The organism is Novosphingobium sp. GW835-FHT14H07, from assembly GCF_058793515.1.
Genome location: NZ_JBXAFX010000003.1, coordinates 268,085 through 285,261, shown reverse-complemented (window position 1 = coordinate 285,261; position 17,177 = coordinate 268,085). Strand labels below are relative to the sequence as shown.

At 64.8% G+C, this 17,177-nt stretch carries 15 protein-coding genes; 9 read left to right on the top strand and 6 right to left on the bottom strand.

The window, feature by feature from the left end:
* Positions 1-5 precede the first annotated feature (5 nt).
* On the bottom strand, positions 6-788 hold the full coding sequence (locus AC1Q5P_RS04910; protein ID WP_039335617.1) for an SDR family NAD(P)-dependent oxidoreductase: 783 nt from the start codon (positions 786-788) through the stop codon (positions 6-8).
* Between the two features lie 151 nt (positions 789-939).
* On the opposite strand from AC1Q5P_RS04910, the gene AC1Q5P_RS04905 reads away from it, so the two are divergent.
* From AC1Q5P_RS04905 to AC1Q5P_RS04895, 3 genes are all read left to right on the top strand, one after another.
* Positions 940-2,340 carry an aromatic ring-hydroxylating oxygenase subunit alpha gene (locus AC1Q5P_RS04905; RefSeq protein WP_492518295.1) on the top strand — a complete coding sequence of 467 codons (1,401 nt, stop codon included), beginning with the start codon at positions 940-942 and terminating at the stop codon, positions 2,338-2,340.
* Positions 2,337-3,113 carry a ThuA domain-containing protein gene (locus tag AC1Q5P_RS04900; protein ID WP_039335621.1) on the top strand — a complete coding sequence of 259 codons (777 nt, stop codon included), beginning with the start codon at positions 2,337-2,339 and terminating at the stop codon, positions 3,111-3,113. The genes AC1Q5P_RS04905 and AC1Q5P_RS04900 overlap by 4 nt, the downstream gene beginning before the upstream one ends.
* A 73-nt stretch (positions 3,114-3,186) precedes the next feature.
* Positions 3,187-3,552, top strand: coding sequence for a c-type cytochrome (locus AC1Q5P_RS04895; protein WP_492518294.1), 366 nt, complete (start codon positions 3,187-3,189; stop codon positions 3,550-3,552).
* 47 nt (positions 3,553-3,599) lie between these two features.
* On the opposite strand, the gene AC1Q5P_RS04890 is transcribed toward AC1Q5P_RS04895, so the two are convergent.
* A complete protein-coding gene (locus AC1Q5P_RS04890) occupies positions 3,600-4,190 on the bottom strand; it encodes a rhodanese-like domain-containing protein (RefSeq protein WP_492518293.1) in 591 nt (196 codons plus the stop codon).
* Positions 4,191-4,276: 86 nt separating this feature from the next.
* Between AC1Q5P_RS04890 and AC1Q5P_RS04885 the strand changes: the two genes are divergently transcribed.
* Together AC1Q5P_RS04885 and AC1Q5P_RS04880 are read left to right on the top strand one after the other, a co-directional pair.
* Positions 4,277-5,029, top strand: coding sequence for a quinoprotein dehydrogenase-associated SoxYZ-like carrier (locus AC1Q5P_RS04885; RefSeq protein WP_492518292.1), 753 nt, complete (start codon positions 4,277-4,279; stop codon positions 5,027-5,029).
* The gene (locus AC1Q5P_RS04880) at positions 5,026-5,964 is read left to right on the top strand and encodes a quinoprotein relay system zinc metallohydrolase 1 (protein WP_492518291.1); all 939 of its coding nucleotides are present in this window, start codon (positions 5,026-5,028) and stop codon (positions 5,962-5,964) included. Before AC1Q5P_RS04885 ends, AC1Q5P_RS04880 begins: the two co-directional genes overlap by 4 nt.
* On the opposite strand, the gene AC1Q5P_RS04875 is transcribed toward AC1Q5P_RS04880, so the two are convergent.
* The 4 genes from AC1Q5P_RS04875 to AC1Q5P_RS04860 form a co-directional block, all read right to left on the bottom strand.
* Positions 5,965-8,217, bottom strand: a complete 2,253-nt coding sequence (locus tag AC1Q5P_RS04875; protein ID WP_492518290.1) for a TonB-dependent receptor — start codon at positions 8,215-8,217, stop codon at positions 5,965-5,967.
* Positions 8,218-8,219: 2 nt separating this feature from the next.
* Entirely contained in the window at positions 8,220-10,256 is a 2,037-nt protein-coding gene (locus tag AC1Q5P_RS04870; protein WP_492518289.1) for a TonB-dependent receptor, read from the bottom strand.
* A gap of 119 nt (positions 10,257-10,375) precedes the next feature.
* Positions 10,376-11,797 carry a porin family protein gene (locus AC1Q5P_RS04865; protein WP_039335791.1) on the bottom strand — a complete coding sequence of 474 codons (1,422 nt, stop codon included), beginning with the start codon at positions 11,795-11,797 and terminating at the stop codon, positions 10,376-10,378.
* A 129-nt stretch (positions 11,798-11,926) separates the two neighbouring features.
* A complete protein-coding gene (locus AC1Q5P_RS04860; protein WP_492518288.1) occupies positions 11,927-12,901 on the bottom strand; it encodes a PQQ-dependent catabolism-associated beta-propeller protein in 975 nt (324 codons plus the stop codon).
* A 148-nt stretch (positions 12,902-13,049) separates the two neighbouring features.
* Here AC1Q5P_RS04860 and pedF point away from each other — a divergent pair, with 148 nt between their 5' ends.
* From pedF to AC1Q5P_RS04840, 4 genes are all read left to right on the top strand, one after another.
* On the top strand, positions 13,050-13,496 hold the full coding sequence (pedF, locus tag AC1Q5P_RS04855; RefSeq protein ID WP_039335630.1) for a cytochrome c-550 PedF: 447 nt from the start codon (positions 13,050-13,052) through the stop codon (positions 13,494-13,496).
* A 5-nt stretch (positions 13,497-13,501) separates the two neighbouring features.
* Positions 13,502-14,362, top strand: a complete 861-nt coding sequence (locus AC1Q5P_RS04850; protein WP_039335794.1) for a substrate-binding periplasmic protein — start codon at positions 13,502-13,504, stop codon at positions 14,360-14,362.
* Between the two features lie 279 nt (positions 14,363-14,641).
* Complete coding sequence (locus AC1Q5P_RS04845) at positions 14,642-16,384, top strand: methanol/ethanol family PQQ-dependent dehydrogenase (RefSeq protein ID WP_039335632.1); 1,743 nt, start codon at positions 14,642-14,644, stop codon at positions 16,382-16,384.
* Positions 16,385-16,467: 83 nt separating this feature from the next.
* Complete coding sequence (locus tag AC1Q5P_RS04840; RefSeq protein ID WP_193828866.1) at positions 16,468-17,151, top strand: response regulator transcription factor; 684 nt, start codon at positions 16,468-16,470, stop codon at positions 17,149-17,151.
* Positions 17,152-17,177 lie beyond the last annotated feature (26 nt).

Below are 17,177 nucleotides of genomic sequence, written 5' to 3'. Positions count from 1 at the left end.
GTTCCTCAGACCCCCATCATGCCGGCGGTCGTCGCGCCGTCGATCGCGTATTCGGCGCCGGAGATGAACCCGGCCTCGTCGCTGGCAAGGTAGGCCACCAGCCCGGCCACCTCGTTCAACTGCGCCATGCGCTTCATCGGCGCCATGCCCTCATACATCGCGCGCGCAGCGGCAGGATCGGGCTGGCTGTTCATGATCTGCTGGATCAGAGGCGTCTCCACCACGCCCGGCAGGATTGCATTGACGCGGATGGCATAGCCCTTTTGCCCGCAGTGCACTGCGGCAGACTTGGCAAGCGCGCAGACAGCGGCCTTGGTCACGGAATAGGTCACGTAATTGCCCAATGGGCGCGTGGCGTTCATCGAGGAATTGATGATGATCGACCCGCGCGGACCTTCGGGATTGCGCTTCATGCCCTTGATGGCGTTCTGAACGGTCAGCATCACGCCGGTCTGGTTGACGGCGACGACATTGTCCCAGCCCTCGATCGAAACATCCTCGATGCTGGCATCGCCGCTTTCGGTGCCGGCATTGGCAAAGACGATGTCGATCCGGCCTTCGGCGGCGATGATCTCGTCGATCAAGCCCGGCCAGCCAGCGGCGTCCTGCACGCGCAGCTTGCGAAACACCGCGCCCGTTTCGGCGCAAAGGGTGGCGGCCGCCTCTTCCTTCGATCCGGTGAACCAGACCTTGGCGCCTTCCTCGGTCAGTCGTGCCACGGTGGCCGCGCCGATGCCGGTGGTGCCACCGGTAATCAGGGCAACCTTGCCTTCAAGCCTCTTGGACAATTGCTCTCTCCCGCAAGAATCTGCGTCAGTTTATGATGTCAGTGGTTACGCGCAGGCGGCAGTCGTGCAACCTATGCTTTCAGCAAGGTGACGCGCGCGCGCATGGGCGGCAAAACCGGCACCAATACCGGAATCTGGGTGAGGAATCATAATGGCTGACAGTGACCCTAACATGGGCGGCGGAAAAGCCCGTTGCGAAGCGATCAGCTGGCAGGAACTGCTGGCCCAGGATTCGCGCCCCGCTCCGGCGATGCTCACCGAGGAAAGCTACCAGTACCGCGGCTCCGAACCGCTGGCGGCAGAGCGCTACACGTCTGAAGACTTCGCCCGTCTCGAGCGCGAGAAGATGTGGCCCCACGTCTGGCAATTCGCCGCGCGCGAAGAGGACATCCCCGAAGCGGGTGACTACACCGTGTTCGAAAACGCCGGGCGCTCCTGGCTAATCTCCCGCCAGGAAGACGGCAGCGTCAAGGCGATGCACAACGTCTGCCTCCATCGCGGACGCAAGCTGCGCACCGAAGACGGCACCGCCGACACCTTTACCTGCCCCTTCCACGGCTTTGCCTGGAACAAGGACGGCAGCTTTGCGGGCATGCCCTGTTCGTGGGACTTCAAGCATCTTTCGGCAGAAAAGATGCAGTTGCCCGAGGCGGAAGTGGGCCGCTGGGGCGGCTACATCTTCCTGCGCGAGGAACCGGGCGGCCCCACTCTCGAGGAATACCTTGCCCCGATCCCTGAGTTCTTCAAGCGCTGGCGCCACGAGGAATGCACCACGGTGATCTGGGTGGCCAAGGAAGTCCCGGCCAACTGGAAGGTCACCGCCGAAGCCTTCATGGAAGCCTGGCACACCGTCGTCACCCACCCGCAGCTCCTGCCCTTCACCGGCGATGCCAACGCCGCCTACTGGACCTATGGCGACAACGTGAACGTGAACCACGTTCCGTTCGGCATCATGTCCCCGCACGTCGATCCCGAGGGCAAGACGCAGCAGTGGATCGTTGACGAGTTCTGCAAGTACAATGGCCGCTCGGCCGACAACTACGATGCCTCGGGCGATCCCTTCGCGGTCAGCGTGCCCGAAGGCATGACCGCGCGCGCCGCTCTGGGTGCCGCCATGCGCGCAGGCTACACCGCGCAGACCGGCTATGACCACGATCACGCCACCGACGCCGAACTGCTCGACGGCCTCGTCTACAACGTCTTCCCCAATTTCGCGCCGTGGGGCGGCTTCATGCCGAACATCGTCTATCGCTGGCGTCCCGGAAAGACGCCCGACACCTGCCTCATGGAAGTGCGCATCCTCGCTCGCGTAAAGAAGGGCGATCCCATGCCGCACGGTGTGCCGATGAAGTTGCTGTCGAACGACCAGAAGTGGACCGATGCGCCCGAACTCGGCGTGCTCGGCCACGTCTTCGAACAGGACATGGACAACCTGCCTTACGTGCAGGAGGGCCTCCACGCGTCGAAGACCGGCGAGGTCAATCTGGGCGACTATCAGGAAATCCGCATCCGTCAGTTCCACCAGACGCTCGACAAGTACTTGAACGCATGAGCGAAGTTGCCCACCCTCCACGCATCGATTGCGTGCTCATCTGCGGCGGCGTCTGGCATGACATGGACTTCGCCCGGCTGGAGATCCTCAAGCTGCTGGCCGAGGACCCGGCGATCCGCACCCGCGTGTTCGAGGATTACGAGAACATCGAGGCGATCAAGGCAGCAGACATCCTGATCACCTACACTTGCGACGTCACGCCCTCGTTGAAGGCGCAGGAAGCCTTGCGCGATTGGCTGCAGGCGGGCGGGCGCTGGTATGCGCTGCACGGCACCAACTCCGTCCTGCGCTTCCTCACCGAAGGCCCCAACAAGGACCTGTGGGACGCGCCGCGCTGGGCGCCGCTGATGATGGACCTGCTTGGCAGCCAGTTCCTCAGCCACCCGCCGATTGCGCCTTATACGGTCACGGTGGCGGACCCCGATCACCCGCTGGTGCAGGGTATCGAGCCGTTCGAGACCACGGACGAACTCTATCACATGGAGTACCACGGCAAGCTACATGTGCTGCTGGAAACCGACTGCACCGTGGAGGGCACCGGCTTCGTCGAAGCGGCCGACGCCATCGGCAAGCATGCCGTCATGTATCTGAAAGACCACGGAAAGGGCGGCGTGCTCTACAACACGCTCGGCCATTGCCGCGGGCACTATGACCTGCAACCCATGCTTGATTGGTGGCCGACAGTCGACCGCTGCGCCTGGGACCTGCCGGTGTTCTACGAGTTGCTGCGGCGCGGGATCGGCTGGCTCAAGGATCGCGCGCCCAAGTCTTGATCCTAAAGTCCAATTTTGGCGGCAAGGGGGTCATGTCACACCCTTCCGGGTAAACGAATCCGGGAGAGACGACATGACCATCCTCCGCACAGCGCTGATCGCCGGCGCCCTGCTGACCGCCAACGCCGCGCAAGCCGGCCCCGCCGCGCCGCCTTCAACCTGGGCGCGCTGCGCCGTCTGCCACAGCAACGCCAAGGGCGCGCCCGACAAGATCGGTCCCAACCTCTATGGCGTCTATGGCCACAAGATGGGCGTCAAGGGCACCTACAAGTTCTCTGACGCGGTCAAGAAATCCGGCCTCAAGCTCGATGACGCCACGCTCGACAAGTGGCTGGAAAACCCGGCAAAACTCATCCCCGGCAACCGCATGAGCTTCCCCGGCATCAAGGACAAGGCCAAGCGCGCCGAACTCATCGCCTACCTCAAGACGCTGAAGTAACGCCGAAAAATCCTCCCCGATAGTGCTGGGCTAAAACGGGGAGGGTCTCAGTGTGGCGCTATCGTCACCGGCTCTGCCTTGACCAGCGCCCGCCCGGCGTCATTCCAGCCCTCGATGCCCTCGGCGAACCAGTAGACTTGCGCAAATCCCTCGCTGGCCAGGCGACGCGCGGCGTTCCAGCTCATCCAGCAATCGCTGCGGCAGAACACCACCACCGGAAGCGAAGGGTGCCTCGCCCGCTCGGCAGAAATCGCGGTGCGCAGCCCCTGCCAAAGCGCCGGATCGGGATGGCTGCGCCCTGTTTCGGGATGCCATGCTGCACCCGGGATCGTCTCATGCTGCGCAGCAAGCGTCCACCTTCCCGACAGCGGATCGCGCACGCCACCCTCTGCCGGAAGCACATCGATGAACAGGGCATCGACGCCCGGCCTCAGGTGGAGCGCCTCTTCCGCCGAGATGGCAACGGCCGGTGTCGGCGGGCGATCGACCGGAGCGCGATAGCGTGCCTTGCGATAGCCCGCAGCGTCGAACAGTTCGGGGGGAGTTGTGGCAGAGTTGGTGGTTTGCGCCTTAGAGTTGCCGGGGAGTTGGAAAGCGGCGAAGATCGCCAGGAAAAGCGCTACTTGCCTTGTTTTCATGGCCTTTTCCGCCCCCTACGCCTTATTCCAAGGTCCAATATGATCGCTCTGGCAATGCGCGCATAGTGTGCTTTGGGAGAATGCGCATGATGGCCAGGATGACGATTGCTGCCCTCTTGATGCCGGGCTCGGCACCCGCGCTGGCAGCGCCTGCCGATCCCCTGCACTCGCCAATGTGGGAGCATCACGCCGCGCGCCTGTTCGGCAAGGACTCTATCGTGTTCGATGACCGCGTTGCCGTCCACATTCCCGAAATTGCTGAAAATCAACGTGTTTTCCCTGTGACGGTGGACGCGCGCGCTTTGCCCAACGTGCGCCGCATCGTCCTCTTTGCCGATCTCAACCCCATCCCCGTCGCCGTCGACTACGCCCCCACGCGGGCCCAACCGTTCCTCGCCACGCGCATCAAGCTCGATCAGCGCACTCCGGTGCGCGCGGCGGTGCAGACGCAGGACGGAATCTGGCACGTCGGCGGATCCTGGATCGATGCCGCAGGCGGCGGCTGCTCCGCGCCGCCGGTCAGCCGCGTGAAGGGAGACTGGGCGGATCATCTGGGGGAGGTTCGGGGCGCGCAGTGGCTTGAAAAGGCTGGAGAAACCCGCCTGCGTCTGACCTTCCGGCATCCGATGGACACCGGGCTGGTGGAGAACATTCCCGCCTATAACATCGAGCGACTGACAGTCCGCGACGCCAGTGGCAAGTCCTTGGGCGAAATGCAGATTTTCGGCTCCGTCGCCGAAGACCCCGCGTTTACGGTGGTCGTCAAGGCAACAGGACCAATTGCCTTCGAGGCACGCGACAGCGCTGGCCTGGAGTTTCCCGGCAAGGTGGGTGCGTGAGGCTGGACCGCAGGGCGCTGTTGCTGGTCGGACTGTTCAGCCCCGCCGCCGCCTTCGCCGAGAAATTTGCGAGCAAATACAATCCTGTGGTCGAGCCGATCGCGGACGGTTTGTGGATGGTGCGCGGCGCCGACGAGGCCATTGCCTTTGCCAATGGCGGCGCCATTGCCAACAGCGCGATCATCGCGACAGAGGCGGGCGCAGTGCTGTTCGACCCCGGCGTCTCACGTGAACACGGCCTTGCGCTGGGAGCGCTGGCGCAAAGGCTGACCGGCAAGCCGGTGGGCCGCGTCTATATCAGCCACCTGCACCCCGACCATGCGATGGGCGCAGCGGCGTTCGACCCTGCAATCGTCCACGCCCTGCCCGCGACGCGGGCCGAACTGGAGCGCGATGGCGAGGGCTTTTCGGACGCGATGTACCGCCTGCTGGCCGACTGGATGAAGGGCACGGCAATCGTCCTCCCGCAGGGCGATGTGTCTGAAGGCGCAGTGGAATTTGGCGGGCGCAAGCTCCGTCTGATGGCGCTCAAGGGCCACTCCGGCGGCGATCTTGCTCTGCTTGACGAGGCGACGGGCACGCTGATCGCCGGAGACCTCGTGTTCCACGACCGCGCACCTTCGACGCCGCATGCCAAGCTGCCAGACTGGCGCGCTTCGCTGGATGTGCTTGAAGCCCTGCCGCACAAGCTGCTGGTGCCGGGGCACGGGCCGATTGACCGCAATGGAGCCGCGATTGCGCAGACCCGCGATTGGCTCGACTGGGTCGAGGCGACGCTGCGCGATGCGGTGGCCCGGGGACTAGACATGAGCGAGGCTGGCGAACTGCCGATTCCGCCGCGCTTTTCAACGCTCAAGGCCGCGCGGTATGAATTGCAGCGCAGCGTCTCGCACTTCTATCCCGGGTTGGAAGCGGAACTGCTGCCGAGGTTGTGATCAGAACTCCGCCCTGAGCGATACCGTCAGCCGGCGTGGGGCGCCGGGGGCGTAGGCGCGGGGGTCTTCGGCACCGGGCGCTTCGGCAAGATCGATTTCATCGACTTCGGAAAAGGTGCCGAAAGTGGCATAGCGCTTGTTCAGCACATTGCGGACCTGCGCGACAAGGCGGATGCCCGGCGCAAGGCGGACCGCGCCATCGAGATCGAACACGGCATAGGCAGGCGTGCGCGCATTGTCGTTGCCCTCGTCGCCAGCAAGATACTGGCCGGAGCGGGCGCGCAACGTGACACCGGCAGACCAGTTCCGCTCCTCGCGCGCAAGGCGCAGGTTGAGGGCGTGGCGCGGCACGGCAGGCAACTGGTCACCGCGCGCGACCATGATCGTGCCCTCGTCATCGGCCGCCGGGTTCGACGGGCTTGAAAGGGTGAAGGCATCGCGAAAGCGCGCATCGGTGAAGGCAAAGCTGGCCGAGGAATACCAGCCATCGTGCCGCCACTCCGCCGAGGCTTCGACGCCCTGCCTGCGGGTGTGGCCGAGATTGGCGAAATAGGCCCGCCCGCGCACGCTGGAGGCAATCATGCGGATATCGTTGCTGGTCTCCGAGCGCCACAGGTTGACGCGCCACGCCAGCCTTCGGCCGGTTGCACTCAGCCCACCATGCCAGTTGGTTGCCGTTACCTGCCTGAGCGGCGGATCGGCGATGAAGAAGTTCGCGAGGGTGCAAGGCGCTTCCGGATCGGCGCAGCTCAATTCCGCAGGGGTGGGATTGCGGCTGGTGAGCGAAAAACCGGCGGTGGCGTGAAGGCCCGGGGCCAGTGCATAGTCGAATTCGATCGAAGGATTGAAGCGATCGAAGGTGTGGCGCCCGTTCAGCGCGGTGCCCAACTGGTCCTCCATCACCACGCGATTGTGCGAATAACGCGCTCCGGCCTCGACCGAGAGGGCCGTGGTAAGCGGCAGTTCGAGACTGGCAAAGAGGGCGAAATCGTCCAGTTTCGATACCAGCGACACCGGCTGGATCGCCCCTTCCGCCGAGACCAGCGGCAGGCCGAGATCCTCGACCGAGCGGTCTTCTTCCAGCTCGCCAAGGTCGGTCTGGGCGCCGAAGCGGGTGCGGGCGTGCTCCCATGTGCCGCCCAGTGCGATGCGGCGCGTGCCGAGGTCGGTTTCGACCGTGTCCTGCCATTGCAGGGTGACGCCATAGGCCTGCGTGCGCTCCTTCCCGCGATTGAACACCGCGGGATCGTCGCCAGCCGCGTCGGCGGCAACGGGAACGCCATTGGCGAATAGAGGATCGCTGTAGCCGTCGTCATCATCCTCGACGCAAAGTTGCGCCGGGTTGGCATCGCAGGCACCGAAATCGGCAAGATCGCCGTTGGCATTGCGACGATCGAGGTATTGCCAGTGGGCGCGCAGTTCGATGCGGGAGGTCTCGCCGATGGACAGCCACGGCGCGGCGACGACGCGGGCAAAGCGGGTGCGCGTGCTGTCGGGCCGGGTGAACACCGCATCGTACTTCGCATCGAGCAGCTCGACGGGCGAGACGCCGTTGCCGGTCAGGTCGGTCGCAGCGCCGAGGGCGGAGAGCTCGATGCCCCAGCCCTCGCCCTGATGGATGCCCTTGGCAAAGCCGCGATAGAGCGTCGACGGACTGGCCACGCGCCAGCCTTTGTCATGCCGCGCTTCGAAGGCGACAAGCAGGTTGCCTTGTGCGGTGCCGGTGCCATAGCTGACCGCGCCGCCCGCCATGCCTTCGCTGTCGACATCGCCCTGGCCGCGCAGGCCGGACAGGGTCACGCCGTCGCCGGTCTGGACAAGAACCGATCCGGCCAGCGCATTGCGCCCCAGCACCGGATTGGCATCGTTGACCTGCGCCGCGACAAGCACCGTATCGGGCATGAGATCGAGCAGGACGACATCGCCGAACGGCTGGTTGAAGCGCACGCCATCGAGATAGACGGCGATGCCCTGCTCCATGCCCTGCAGCGCGCCGGCGGAAAACCCGCGCCAGTTCAGCGTTGCCTGCCACGGATTGCCGGCGGCTTCGCCCAGCGTCAGGCCGGGAATGGCGCGTTCGAGTGCGCGGCCAAGATCGGCGCGACCCGAGGCATCAATGGCTGCAAGATCCAGCGCACGGGCCTCATCGAGGTCGATCATGCCACCGGGGGCATTGACGACGATCTGCGGATCGGTCTGGGCGAGAGCGGGTGCGGAAACGGCGGCAAACAGCAGCGGGATCAGCTTGCGCATCATCAGATCTTGACCCTCACCCCTGCCCAGAGTGTGCGCGGATTGCCAAGGTCAATCGAGCCGCCCGCATTGCGCGTGACGATTTCGGTATCGAACAGGTTTTCCGCGCGCAAGACCAGGCTGATCCCGCGGGGCAGCGGCACTTGCGCGAACATGTCGAGCGTGGTTGCGGCCTTGAGGCTGTCGATCTGCAGGTCGTCCTCGTACTGCTGGCCGACATGGCGCAGGGTGGCTGCAATGTCCCAGCCTACGGCAGGGCTAAGCCCAAGCGTGGCGGACGCGGCAAGGCGCGGGGTCTGTGCCGGGCGCTTGCCGGTGAGGTTCGACAAGGGGCCGTTGCGCACTTCGGCGTCAGTCCATGCCAGCGAGCCGTCGAAGCGGACGATGCCCACTTCGGCGTGAGCGGAGGCTTCGATGCCGCGGGCGCGAATCTCGTCGACGTTGCGGCGCTGGCGCAGGTTGGTGCCGATGGTGACGTTGGCGATGGCGTTCTCGATCCGGTTGTCGAAACCGGTAACAGACAGGCGGATGCCCTCGGCGGGGGTCAGGTCGATCCCGGCCTCGAAGCCTTTCTGCTTTTCATTGCGCAGGGCGGCGTTGGCCTGCGTGGTTACCGGGAAGACGGTAAAGGGCCGGTAGAGTTCGTTGAGCGTGGGCTGGCGCAGGCCGGTATAGGCCGCGGCGCGCAGAGCAATCATGTCACTGACGCGCAGCACCGCGCCGCCGCGCCAGGTGACGGTCCAATCGGTCTGCGTGGCGTAATCGGTGCGGCTGGTGACAGTGCCTGCCGTGTTGCGCACTTCGAAATAGCCGTCGGCGATCACGGTGCGATCGGCGCGCAGACCGCCGGTGAGGACAAGGCTGCCCAGCGTCAGGTCGTTCTCGGCATAGAAGCCGAGGTCGGTGTTGTTGCCCCCTGCCCGGCGACGTGCGGTGATGGCACCGGTGGCGGCGCTGATTGCGTTCTCCTTCATCGTGCCCGATGCCCGGCGCCAGTCGACGCCAAGGCGCAGCACATCGTTTTCGCCCATCGGCGGGCGCAGCTCGAACTTGCCGCCAAGCCCTTGCGCGGGCGTATCGTACTGGTCGAGCGTGGGTTTGAAGCTGGTGGCGGAGACGACGATGTTGTCGAAATTGCGGACCTGGACATAGGCGAGGGCATCGAACTGCCAATCGCCCCGGCCGACCAGGCGCAGGCTGGCGTCCTGGCCTTCGCTGGAGGTGGTGGCGCCCTTGAAGCGCAGCAGGCGATCATCGCGATAGACCAGCGCGCGGGCCTGAAGCTCTACCGTATCGGTGAGCGGCGCGACGGCGCGGACCTGGGTGGACCAGGACTCGTAGCGGGCACGAACGGTGGCGGGAACGCGCTGCGATTCCGGCGTGGTGAAGAAGCCCTTGCCGCGATCCCAACGGCCCGAGACGACAGCAAAGCCCGAGCCGAGGCGCGGGGCGATGCTGAGGGCAGCTTCGGTCTCGCCGCGCTGGCTGGCGAGGAGCTGGCCGTTGACGAGGCCAAGCTGATCGGGTCCTGCGCTCTCGAGCTCGATCGTGCCGGACAGCGCGCCCGCCCCGAACGGGCCCGAGCCCCCGCCGCGGGTGACGCGGATCGAGCCCAGCGTATCGGGCGTGAGCGCCGGGAGCGGGACGTAGCCGAAGAAGGGATCGGCCATGGGGACGCCGTCGAGCAACACGAGCGCGCGGCTCGTGGCATTGCCACCCAGCGCCCGCAACGTGACTCCCTGGGCCGAAGGGTTGGACGAGCGGCTGTCTGACCGGCGGAACTGCTGGAACCCGGCGACCTGTGTCAGCACGTCCTCGATGCGGCCCGAGGCGGATGTGGTTATGGCATCGCGGCCGATCTCGACAATGGAATAGGCGGGCGTGCCCGGGGTCTTTTCAAGGCCGGCGCCGGTGACGACGATCTGGCCATCGGGACCTTCATCGGCAAAGGCCGGAAGCGCGGTGGACGCGAGAGCGGCTGCGGCCAAGAGGCTGCCAACCCTGACTGAACGGGCCCGAAGAAACTTGGTGTCGTCCATCTGCTGCGACTTTCCGGATGACGATTTGAAGACAGAACTGTCGGCGGCGCTTTGGGAGCAATCGGCGCCGCCGACAAGGGTGGACTTTGGTATCGAATGTTAAGTTTATGAAATCCGGCTCAGAAGAACAGGATTCCGCCGACGGCCAAGGCATCGCTTTCGGCCTTGTTGCCCGAGTGGGCGACGGCCTTCGAATGCACGTATTCGCCGATCAGCGTGACCCACGAGGTCAGGCCATAGCGGACCTGGCCGACGTAGCTGGAGTTCACATCGAGCAGGTTCGGATTGGCGAGACGATCGGTGTTGCTTGCGTAATCGAGGTGGCTCTCGCCATAGCTTCCGCCGACCGAGACCTTGCCGAAGGTGGCCAGCGCCTGGGCGTAGAAGCCGCTGGAATCGCGCTTGGCAACGCCGCTGCCGGTCTGCGGAAGGCCGGTGTCGAACAGGCCGAGCACCGTCGTGCCGAGGCCGCTGGCGGTGTAGTAGTAGCCGGTCGCCGTGACCGGGCCGACGGTGACCTTGCCGCCGAAGTCCACGCCGCTGCCGGTGTAGCTGCCGCCGCCAACGATATCATGCTTCTGCGTGATGCCCGACACCCACAGGCGCGCGGCAACATCGCCGAACTTGCCGTCATACGTCACCTTGCCCTGGAAGCCAGGGGCCGAATTGCTCTCGGCAGGGCCGGTGAGCGAGGACAGCGGCTGGAACACGCCGACCGAAGCCTGCAGACCCTTGAGGTTGGGCGAGGTGTAGGTGATCTGGGGCTGGAAATCGGTGTAGATATAGCCGACGCCGATGCGTCCCAGTGTGGTGTTGCCCGGCGCAACGTTGTTTCCGGGCGTGCCCGAGGACAGCAGTGTGATGTCGTTTAGGATGCCCTCCGACCCGAACAGGCCGATATCGCGGCCGATCTTGAAGGTGCCGACGTTGGGGCGCCCAAAGGTCATGTAGGTCTGGCGGAAATCGATGCCGGCGGTGGCAAGGGCGGTCGGCTGGCCGCCGTTGTTGGCGCCGAGAGCGCCCCAGGCGGTCGAGTTGATGCCGGGGTACATGCCGAAAGTGGCGCCGACGTCCCAACCCGACTGCTGGGTCGCCACCGAGACCTTGAGGAAGCCGGGGAGCAGGCCATTGCGGATCGCGCTGGAGTTGTTGGCGCCGACGCTGGCAATGCCCCCGGTGACGGCAGTGCGCGCCGTGGGCGTGGCGGGATTGTCGTGCACGTAGAACCCGTTGACCGAGCCAGAGAACGTGATCGTGGCGGGGCCGACTTCTAGGCCGATGCCCGACGCGGCCATGCGGACCATGCGGCTGGAATCGACGGATTCAGTGGCGCGGGTCATGGTATCGCCGGCAGGTGCGGCGGCAGCTGCGGGGGCGGGAGACGGCTTGTTTTCCTCGGCCAGCAGCTCGGCATATTCCTCGTCGGAGAGGATGCCCTTTTCGTGCAGGCGCTTGAGAAGTTCGGCCGTGCCGGCGTAGGCGGGCGTGGTCGCAATCGCCATCGTGGCGAGCGCAACCGAGGCGCAAAGCGCCTTCTTCATGTTCATTTCCATCCCCTCCGTGAAAGGTCGTGTCGATTATTCTGCGACTGAGCGGAGAGAATGCTGCGCGGAAACAAACTGCGATATTGGACTTTGGGCGTTGGACTTTGGGATAATGACGAAGGTCAGTCAGCGCCCCAGTGCGACGCCCCAGGGGCCGCCGCCTGCCTTGATCGTGGCGGTAACCTGCATCGCCGCAATATCCACGAACGAGACGGAATCGCTGGCTCCGTTGGCGACGATGGCGCGGGTTCCGTCCGGGGTTATGGCAAGGTGCCACGGGCGGTCGCCGACCTTGACGTAGCCGCGCACCGTGCGGGTGGGAACGTCGACGACGGCGATGCTGTCGGCGCGTCCAAGAGCGACAATCGCGGTCTTGCCATCGGGGGTGAAACGGATGCCGCAGGGCATGACCTTGTAGGCCGGAACGCCGGGCGGAGCGAAGGCAATGGTCTGTTCGATGGACTTGGTGGCGACGTCCGCGATCTGCACCGTCCCGGCCATTTCGGCGGCGATCCACACCTTCTGGCCTTCGCCCTCGAATTCGATGTTGCGGGGGCGGGCGTCGGTTTCCATCTCCTCGGCCACGGTGCGCGTGGCAAGGTCGATCCAGGCGACGGTGTTGTCCTCCTCGCTGGTGACGAGCAACCACTTGCCATCGGGGCTTTGTGCGACGCCTTCGGGCTCGTCACCGACGGTGACCTGCCACGCAACCTTGCGCGCATCGAGATCGATCGCCGTGACGGCGGCGTTGTCCTCGTTCGCAGTAAAAAGCAGGTTGCCAGAATAGGCGGGGAAGAACTGCTCCGGATCTGCACCTGAAGGCAGGGCAGCAAGCAGCGCGCCAGTGGCGGGATCGCGCATTTCCACCGCATTGTCCGCGCTGGCGGCGACGAGCAGGGCCTTGCCGTCTCGCGTCATCGCGATGCCGCGCGGGCGATTGCCGACCGGCCATTCCGCCTCGACCGTGCCCTTCTCGACATCGATCACCGTCACGGTCGAGGACCGTTCGTTGCTGACGTAGGCGCGCGTTGCGTGTGCCGCAGGCGCAAGGGTGGTGCCGAGCAGCAGGGTTGCTGCGAATGCCTTCAGTTGTCTCTCCATGCTGCGCACCATATCCGACGCTCGTGCGCGCGCATATGACACCTTGGTCTTGTACCATGGTTCAATTTGCGATGGCCCGGCAGCGCGATAAGCAAAGAGCATTATCGGGGCGGACGATCATCCGCACCCGTGTCGCAGAGGATGACTGATGATCAAGATCTCCAAGGGCCGTGCCGCCCTGCTGGCGGCTGCTGCGCTGGCCACCGGCGCCATCGCATCGAGCCTTTCCGCGCATGGTAACGTCACGCCGCAAGCGGTTGACACTTCGGCACTGCCCGACCTTGTCGGTGGCAATGACACCTGGGTGACGGTCAACCCCTACCGCGGCAACGAGAAGGCGCTGGAGATCGGCCAGTCTGCCTATGGCCAGAACTGCGCACGCTGCCACGGGCTCGACGCGATCTCGGGCGGAATTGCGCCTGACCTGCGTTATCTCGAAACCGGCGACAGCGGCGACGAATGGTTCGTCCAGCGCTTCCAGCACGGCTCGTCACGCGATGGCAAGGTCTATATGCCACCGTTCGGCGAAGTGCTCGGCCAGAAGGCCGGATGGGCGATCCGCACCTGGATCGAATCCAAGCATACGGAAGAGTGACCGCAATGCGCGCCAGCAGGCGTTCGTTCCTGCAGGGGCTAGCGCTATCCGCGCTGGCCGCGTCCTCCAGCGCCTTTGCCGCACCGCTTGAGAAGGTCAAAGACCTCGGAGTCCTTCGGGTCGGACTCTATGCGGATAACCGGCCCTGGTCGTGGAACAAGGACGGCAAGGTGGCAGGCATCGATGCCGACATTGCGCGCGCGCTCGCCGAAGCGCTGGGCGTTCGCGCCGATGTCCAGCTGTTCTTCGCGGGCGAGGACATCTCCGACGACTTGCGCAACGTGGTCTGGCGCGGGGGGCTGCTCGGGTTTCAGCCATGCGACGTGATGCTGCACGTACCCTTCGAGCGGCAGCTGATACAGCAGGAAGACAATGTCGTGTTCCTTGCGCCTTATTACCGCGAAACCTTTGGCGCGGCCTGTTCGCGCGATGGCGGCAACTGCGAAGCGGTGCCGGCGTCGTTCAAGGGCCGGAAGATCACCGCCGAACTCGCCTCGATCCCTGACTTCTACCTGCTCGGCCACGCTGGCGGCGTCCTTGCCAAGGACCTGGTCCACGTTCCCAATGGCTATGATGCGCCCGCCGCGCTGGTGGATGGCAGTGCCGACTTCACCGTGGCGACCACCGCGCAGATCGAGGCTGTCGTCGCCGACAACCCCGACGCCGGGATCAAGGTGCGCAAGGGACCGCTGCCAATGATGATGTCGCCGGGCTGGGACATTGGAATCGCGGTAAAGGAAAATTCGCGCAACCTGGGCTTCAGGCTTGAGCAAGTGCTCGAGCAGATGATTGGCGATGGGCGCATGGCCGCGCTGTTCCAACGCCATGGCGTGAACTGGAAGCCGGCGCTTTCCGCGCAATCCTGAACGGTCAGCTCGCACCCGCCATCCTCGATTGGCGGGCCAACGGGGGGACGGGAACACCGACTGCGACCGGTGTTCCCCGAACCGTTTTTGCTGCGGTTGTGTTGCGCAGCATTTGGCGCGCCTGGGCATGAAGCACAAGGCCTTATCCCAAGGTTCAATTGTGCAGCATACTGCAACCGATAGGCTCACATCGACGATAGGGGATCAGTGGCGAACCGGGGGGATTCCCGCATGACCGCACTCCATCGCAGAACAAGACCCCATAACAGGAGGGACAGGATGAAGCGGCGTTTTTCAATCGTGTTGGCAGGCCTTGCGGCAGCCACCAGTCTTTCGGCAGTTCCAGCCATTGCCGGCGGGCCGACCAGCGCGGACATCATCAACGATGCGGCCACGCCCGGCGACGTGATCAGCTATGGCATGGGCCCGCAGCAGCAGCGGTTCAGCTCGCTCGACAAACTCAACACCAGCAACGTCAAGAATCTCGTGCCCGTTTTCGCAGCATCGCTCGGCGGTGAAAAGCAGCGCGGTCAGGAATCGCAGCCGCTGGTCTATGACGGCACGATCTATGTAACGGGTTCGTATTCGCGCCTCTTCGCGTTCGATGCGCGCACCGGCGAGAAGAAGTGGGAATACAACGCCCGCCTGCCCGATGGCATCATGCCCTGCTGCGACGTGGTCAACCGCGGCGCGGCGATCCATGGCGACAAGGTGATTTTCGCGACGCTGGACGCGCATCTCGTTGCCCTCGATCGCCATACCGGCAAGGTGATCTGGAACAAGAAGCTGGCCGACTACCAGGCCGGCTATTCGGCAACGGCGGCGCCGCTGATCGTCAAGGACATGGTCATCACCGGCAATTCGGGTGGCGAGTTCGGCGTGATCGGCGAAGTGCAGGCCCGCAACGTGGATACGGGCGAGCTGGTGTGGTCACGCCCGACCATCGAAGGCCACATCGGCACGCTGGGTGGCAAGCCTTCCACGATGACCGGCAAGCTCAACGCTTCTTGGACCGGCGACTTGTGGAAGACCGGCGGCGGCGCGACCTGGCTGGGCGGCACTTATGACCCCGGCACCAACCTGCTCTACTTCGGCACCGGCAACCCCGGCCCGTGGAACAGCCACCTGCGCCCCGGCGACAACCTCTACACGTCCTCGACACTGGCGATCGATGCCGATACCGGCGAGATCAAGTGGCACTACCAGACCACGCCTCATGACGGCTGGGATTTCGACGGCGTGAACGAGTTCATCCCGTTCGATGCCACGATGAAGGGCAAGCCGATGAAGCTCGGCGCCAAGGCCGACCGCAACGGCTACTTCTACGTGCTTGACCGCACCAACGGCAAGCTGCTGGGCGCGCACAAGTTCGTGATGCAGACGACCTGGGCCAATGGCATCGACCTGAAGACCGGCCGTCCGAACTACGTGGCCGAAAACCGCCCCGGCGCGCCCAATGCCGCGGAAAAAGGCAAGACCGTGTTCGCCAGCCCGTCGTTCCTCGGCGGCAAGAACTGGATGCCGATGGCCTATTCGCAGGACACCGGCCTGTTCTATGTGCCCAGCAACGACTGGGGCATGGACATCTGGAACGAGCCCATCGCCTACAAGAAGGGCGCGGCCTACCTGGGTGCAGGCTTCACCATCAAGCCGATTGCAGAAGATCACATCGGTGCGCTTCGCGCGATGGACCCGGCCACCGGCAAGATCGTGTGGGAGTACAAGAACAAGGCTCCGCTGTGGGGTGGTGTTCTGGCCACGCGCGGCAATCTGGTGTTCACCGGCACGCCCGAGGGCTACCTCAAGGCCTTCGACGCCAAGACGGGTGCGGAACTCTGGAAGTTCCAGACCGGGTCGGGCGTGGTCGGCTCGCCGGTGACCTGGGAGCAGGACGGCGAACAGTATGTCGCGGTCATGTCCGGCTGGGGCGGCGCGGTGCCGCTGTGGGGCGGCGAGGTGGCCAAGACCTTCAAGGAGATCAGCCAGGGCGGTTCGCTCTGGGTGTTCAAGCTGCCGAAGTGATTTTCCCCGGGGCGCCGGACCTTACCGCAGGTCTGGCGCTCCACCCCCTCCCCGGGTAGAGACAGATGAGCAATACCATCGCAATGACCACGTTCGCAGCCGAAAGGGGGAGCGCTGCCATGGCCGTAAACGGACCTGATCGCGTGCTGATCGTGGACGACCATTCGCTGGTGCGTGATGGGCTGCGCTCGATCTTCGACGACGCCTTTCCCTCCTGCACGATCCTTGAAGCAGACAGCCTGGAAGCTGCGCTCAATACCCTCGAGCAGGAAGGGGATGTCGACCTGGTCCTGCTGGACCTCAACATTCCGGATGTTTCTCACCTGTCGGGCCTCGAAGCCCTGCGTGACCGCTTTCCGGCGACGCCGGTAGTGATGGTCTCGGGCGTGACCGACCGCAAGGTGGTGCGCGATGCGCTGGCCGCAGGGGCGGCGGGCTTCGTGCCCAAGAGTCTCAAGCGCGCGGCAATCCTCGACGCGCTGAACCAGGTGCTTTCGGGCGAGATCTACATGCCTGAACTCGAAGGTGATGACTCTGCCGCTGCCGAGGAAGACGCGATCCGCAGCCGGATCGACAGCCTGACCCCGCAGCAGCGGGTGGTCCTGGGGCACCTCGTCGCCGGGCGGCTCAACAAGCAGATCGCCTATGAACTCGATGTCTCGATGACGACGGTGAAGGCGCACGTTTCCGCGATCCTGCAGAAGATGAACGTCTTTTCGCGGACGCAGGCGGTGATCATGGCCGGGAAGATCGGCTTCAAGGGGTAAACGGTCACGATCCGGCAATTGCACTA

Bases quoted from the DNA above. Each gene is read 5' to 3' on its own strand.
- AC1Q5P_RS04905 (WP_492518295.1), top strand. From the start codon at position 940: ATGGCTGACAGTGACCCTAACATGGGCGGCGGAAAAGCCCGTTGCGAA.
- AC1Q5P_RS04900 (WP_039335621.1), top strand. From the start codon at position 2,337: ATGAGCGAAGTTGCCCACCCTCCACGCATCGATTGCGTGCTCATCTGC.
- AC1Q5P_RS04895 (WP_492518294.1), top strand. From the start codon at position 3,187: ATGACCATCCTCCGCACAGCGCTGATCGCCGGCGCCCTGCTGACCGCC.
- AC1Q5P_RS04890 (WP_492518293.1), bottom strand. From the start codon at position 4,190: ATGAAAACAAGGCAAGTAGCGCTTTTCCTGGCGATCTTCGCCGCTTTC.
- AC1Q5P_RS04885 (WP_492518292.1), top strand. From the start codon at position 4,277: ATGATGGCCAGGATGACGATTGCTGCCCTCTTGATGCCGGGCTCGGCA.
- AC1Q5P_RS04875 (WP_492518290.1), bottom strand. From the start codon at position 8,217: ATGCGCAAGCTGATCCCGCTGCTGTTTGCCGCCGTTTCCGCACCCGCT.
- AC1Q5P_RS04870 (WP_492518289.1), bottom strand. From the start codon at position 10,256: ATGGACGACACCAAGTTTCTTCGGGCCCGTTCAGTCAGGGTTGGCAGC.
- AC1Q5P_RS04865 (WP_039335791.1), bottom strand. From the start codon at position 11,797: ATGAAGAAGGCGCTTTGCGCCTCGGTTGCGCTCGCCACGATGGCGATT.
- AC1Q5P_RS04860 (WP_492518288.1), bottom strand. From the start codon at position 12,901: ATGGAGAGACAACTGAAGGCATTCGCAGCAACCCTGCTGCTCGGCACC.
- pedF (WP_039335630.1), top strand. From the start codon at position 13,050: ATGATCAAGATCTCCAAGGGCCGTGCCGCCCTGCTGGCGGCTGCTGCG.
- AC1Q5P_RS04850 (WP_039335794.1), top strand. From the start codon at position 13,502: ATGCGCGCCAGCAGGCGTTCGTTCCTGCAGGGGCTAGCGCTATCCGCG.
- AC1Q5P_RS04845 (WP_039335632.1), top strand. From the start codon at position 14,642: ATGAAGCGGCGTTTTTCAATCGTGTTGGCAGGCCTTGCGGCAGCCACC.
- AC1Q5P_RS04840 (WP_193828866.1), top strand. From the start codon at position 16,468: ATGACCACGTTCGCAGCCGAAAGGGGGAGCGCTGCCATGGCCGTAAAC.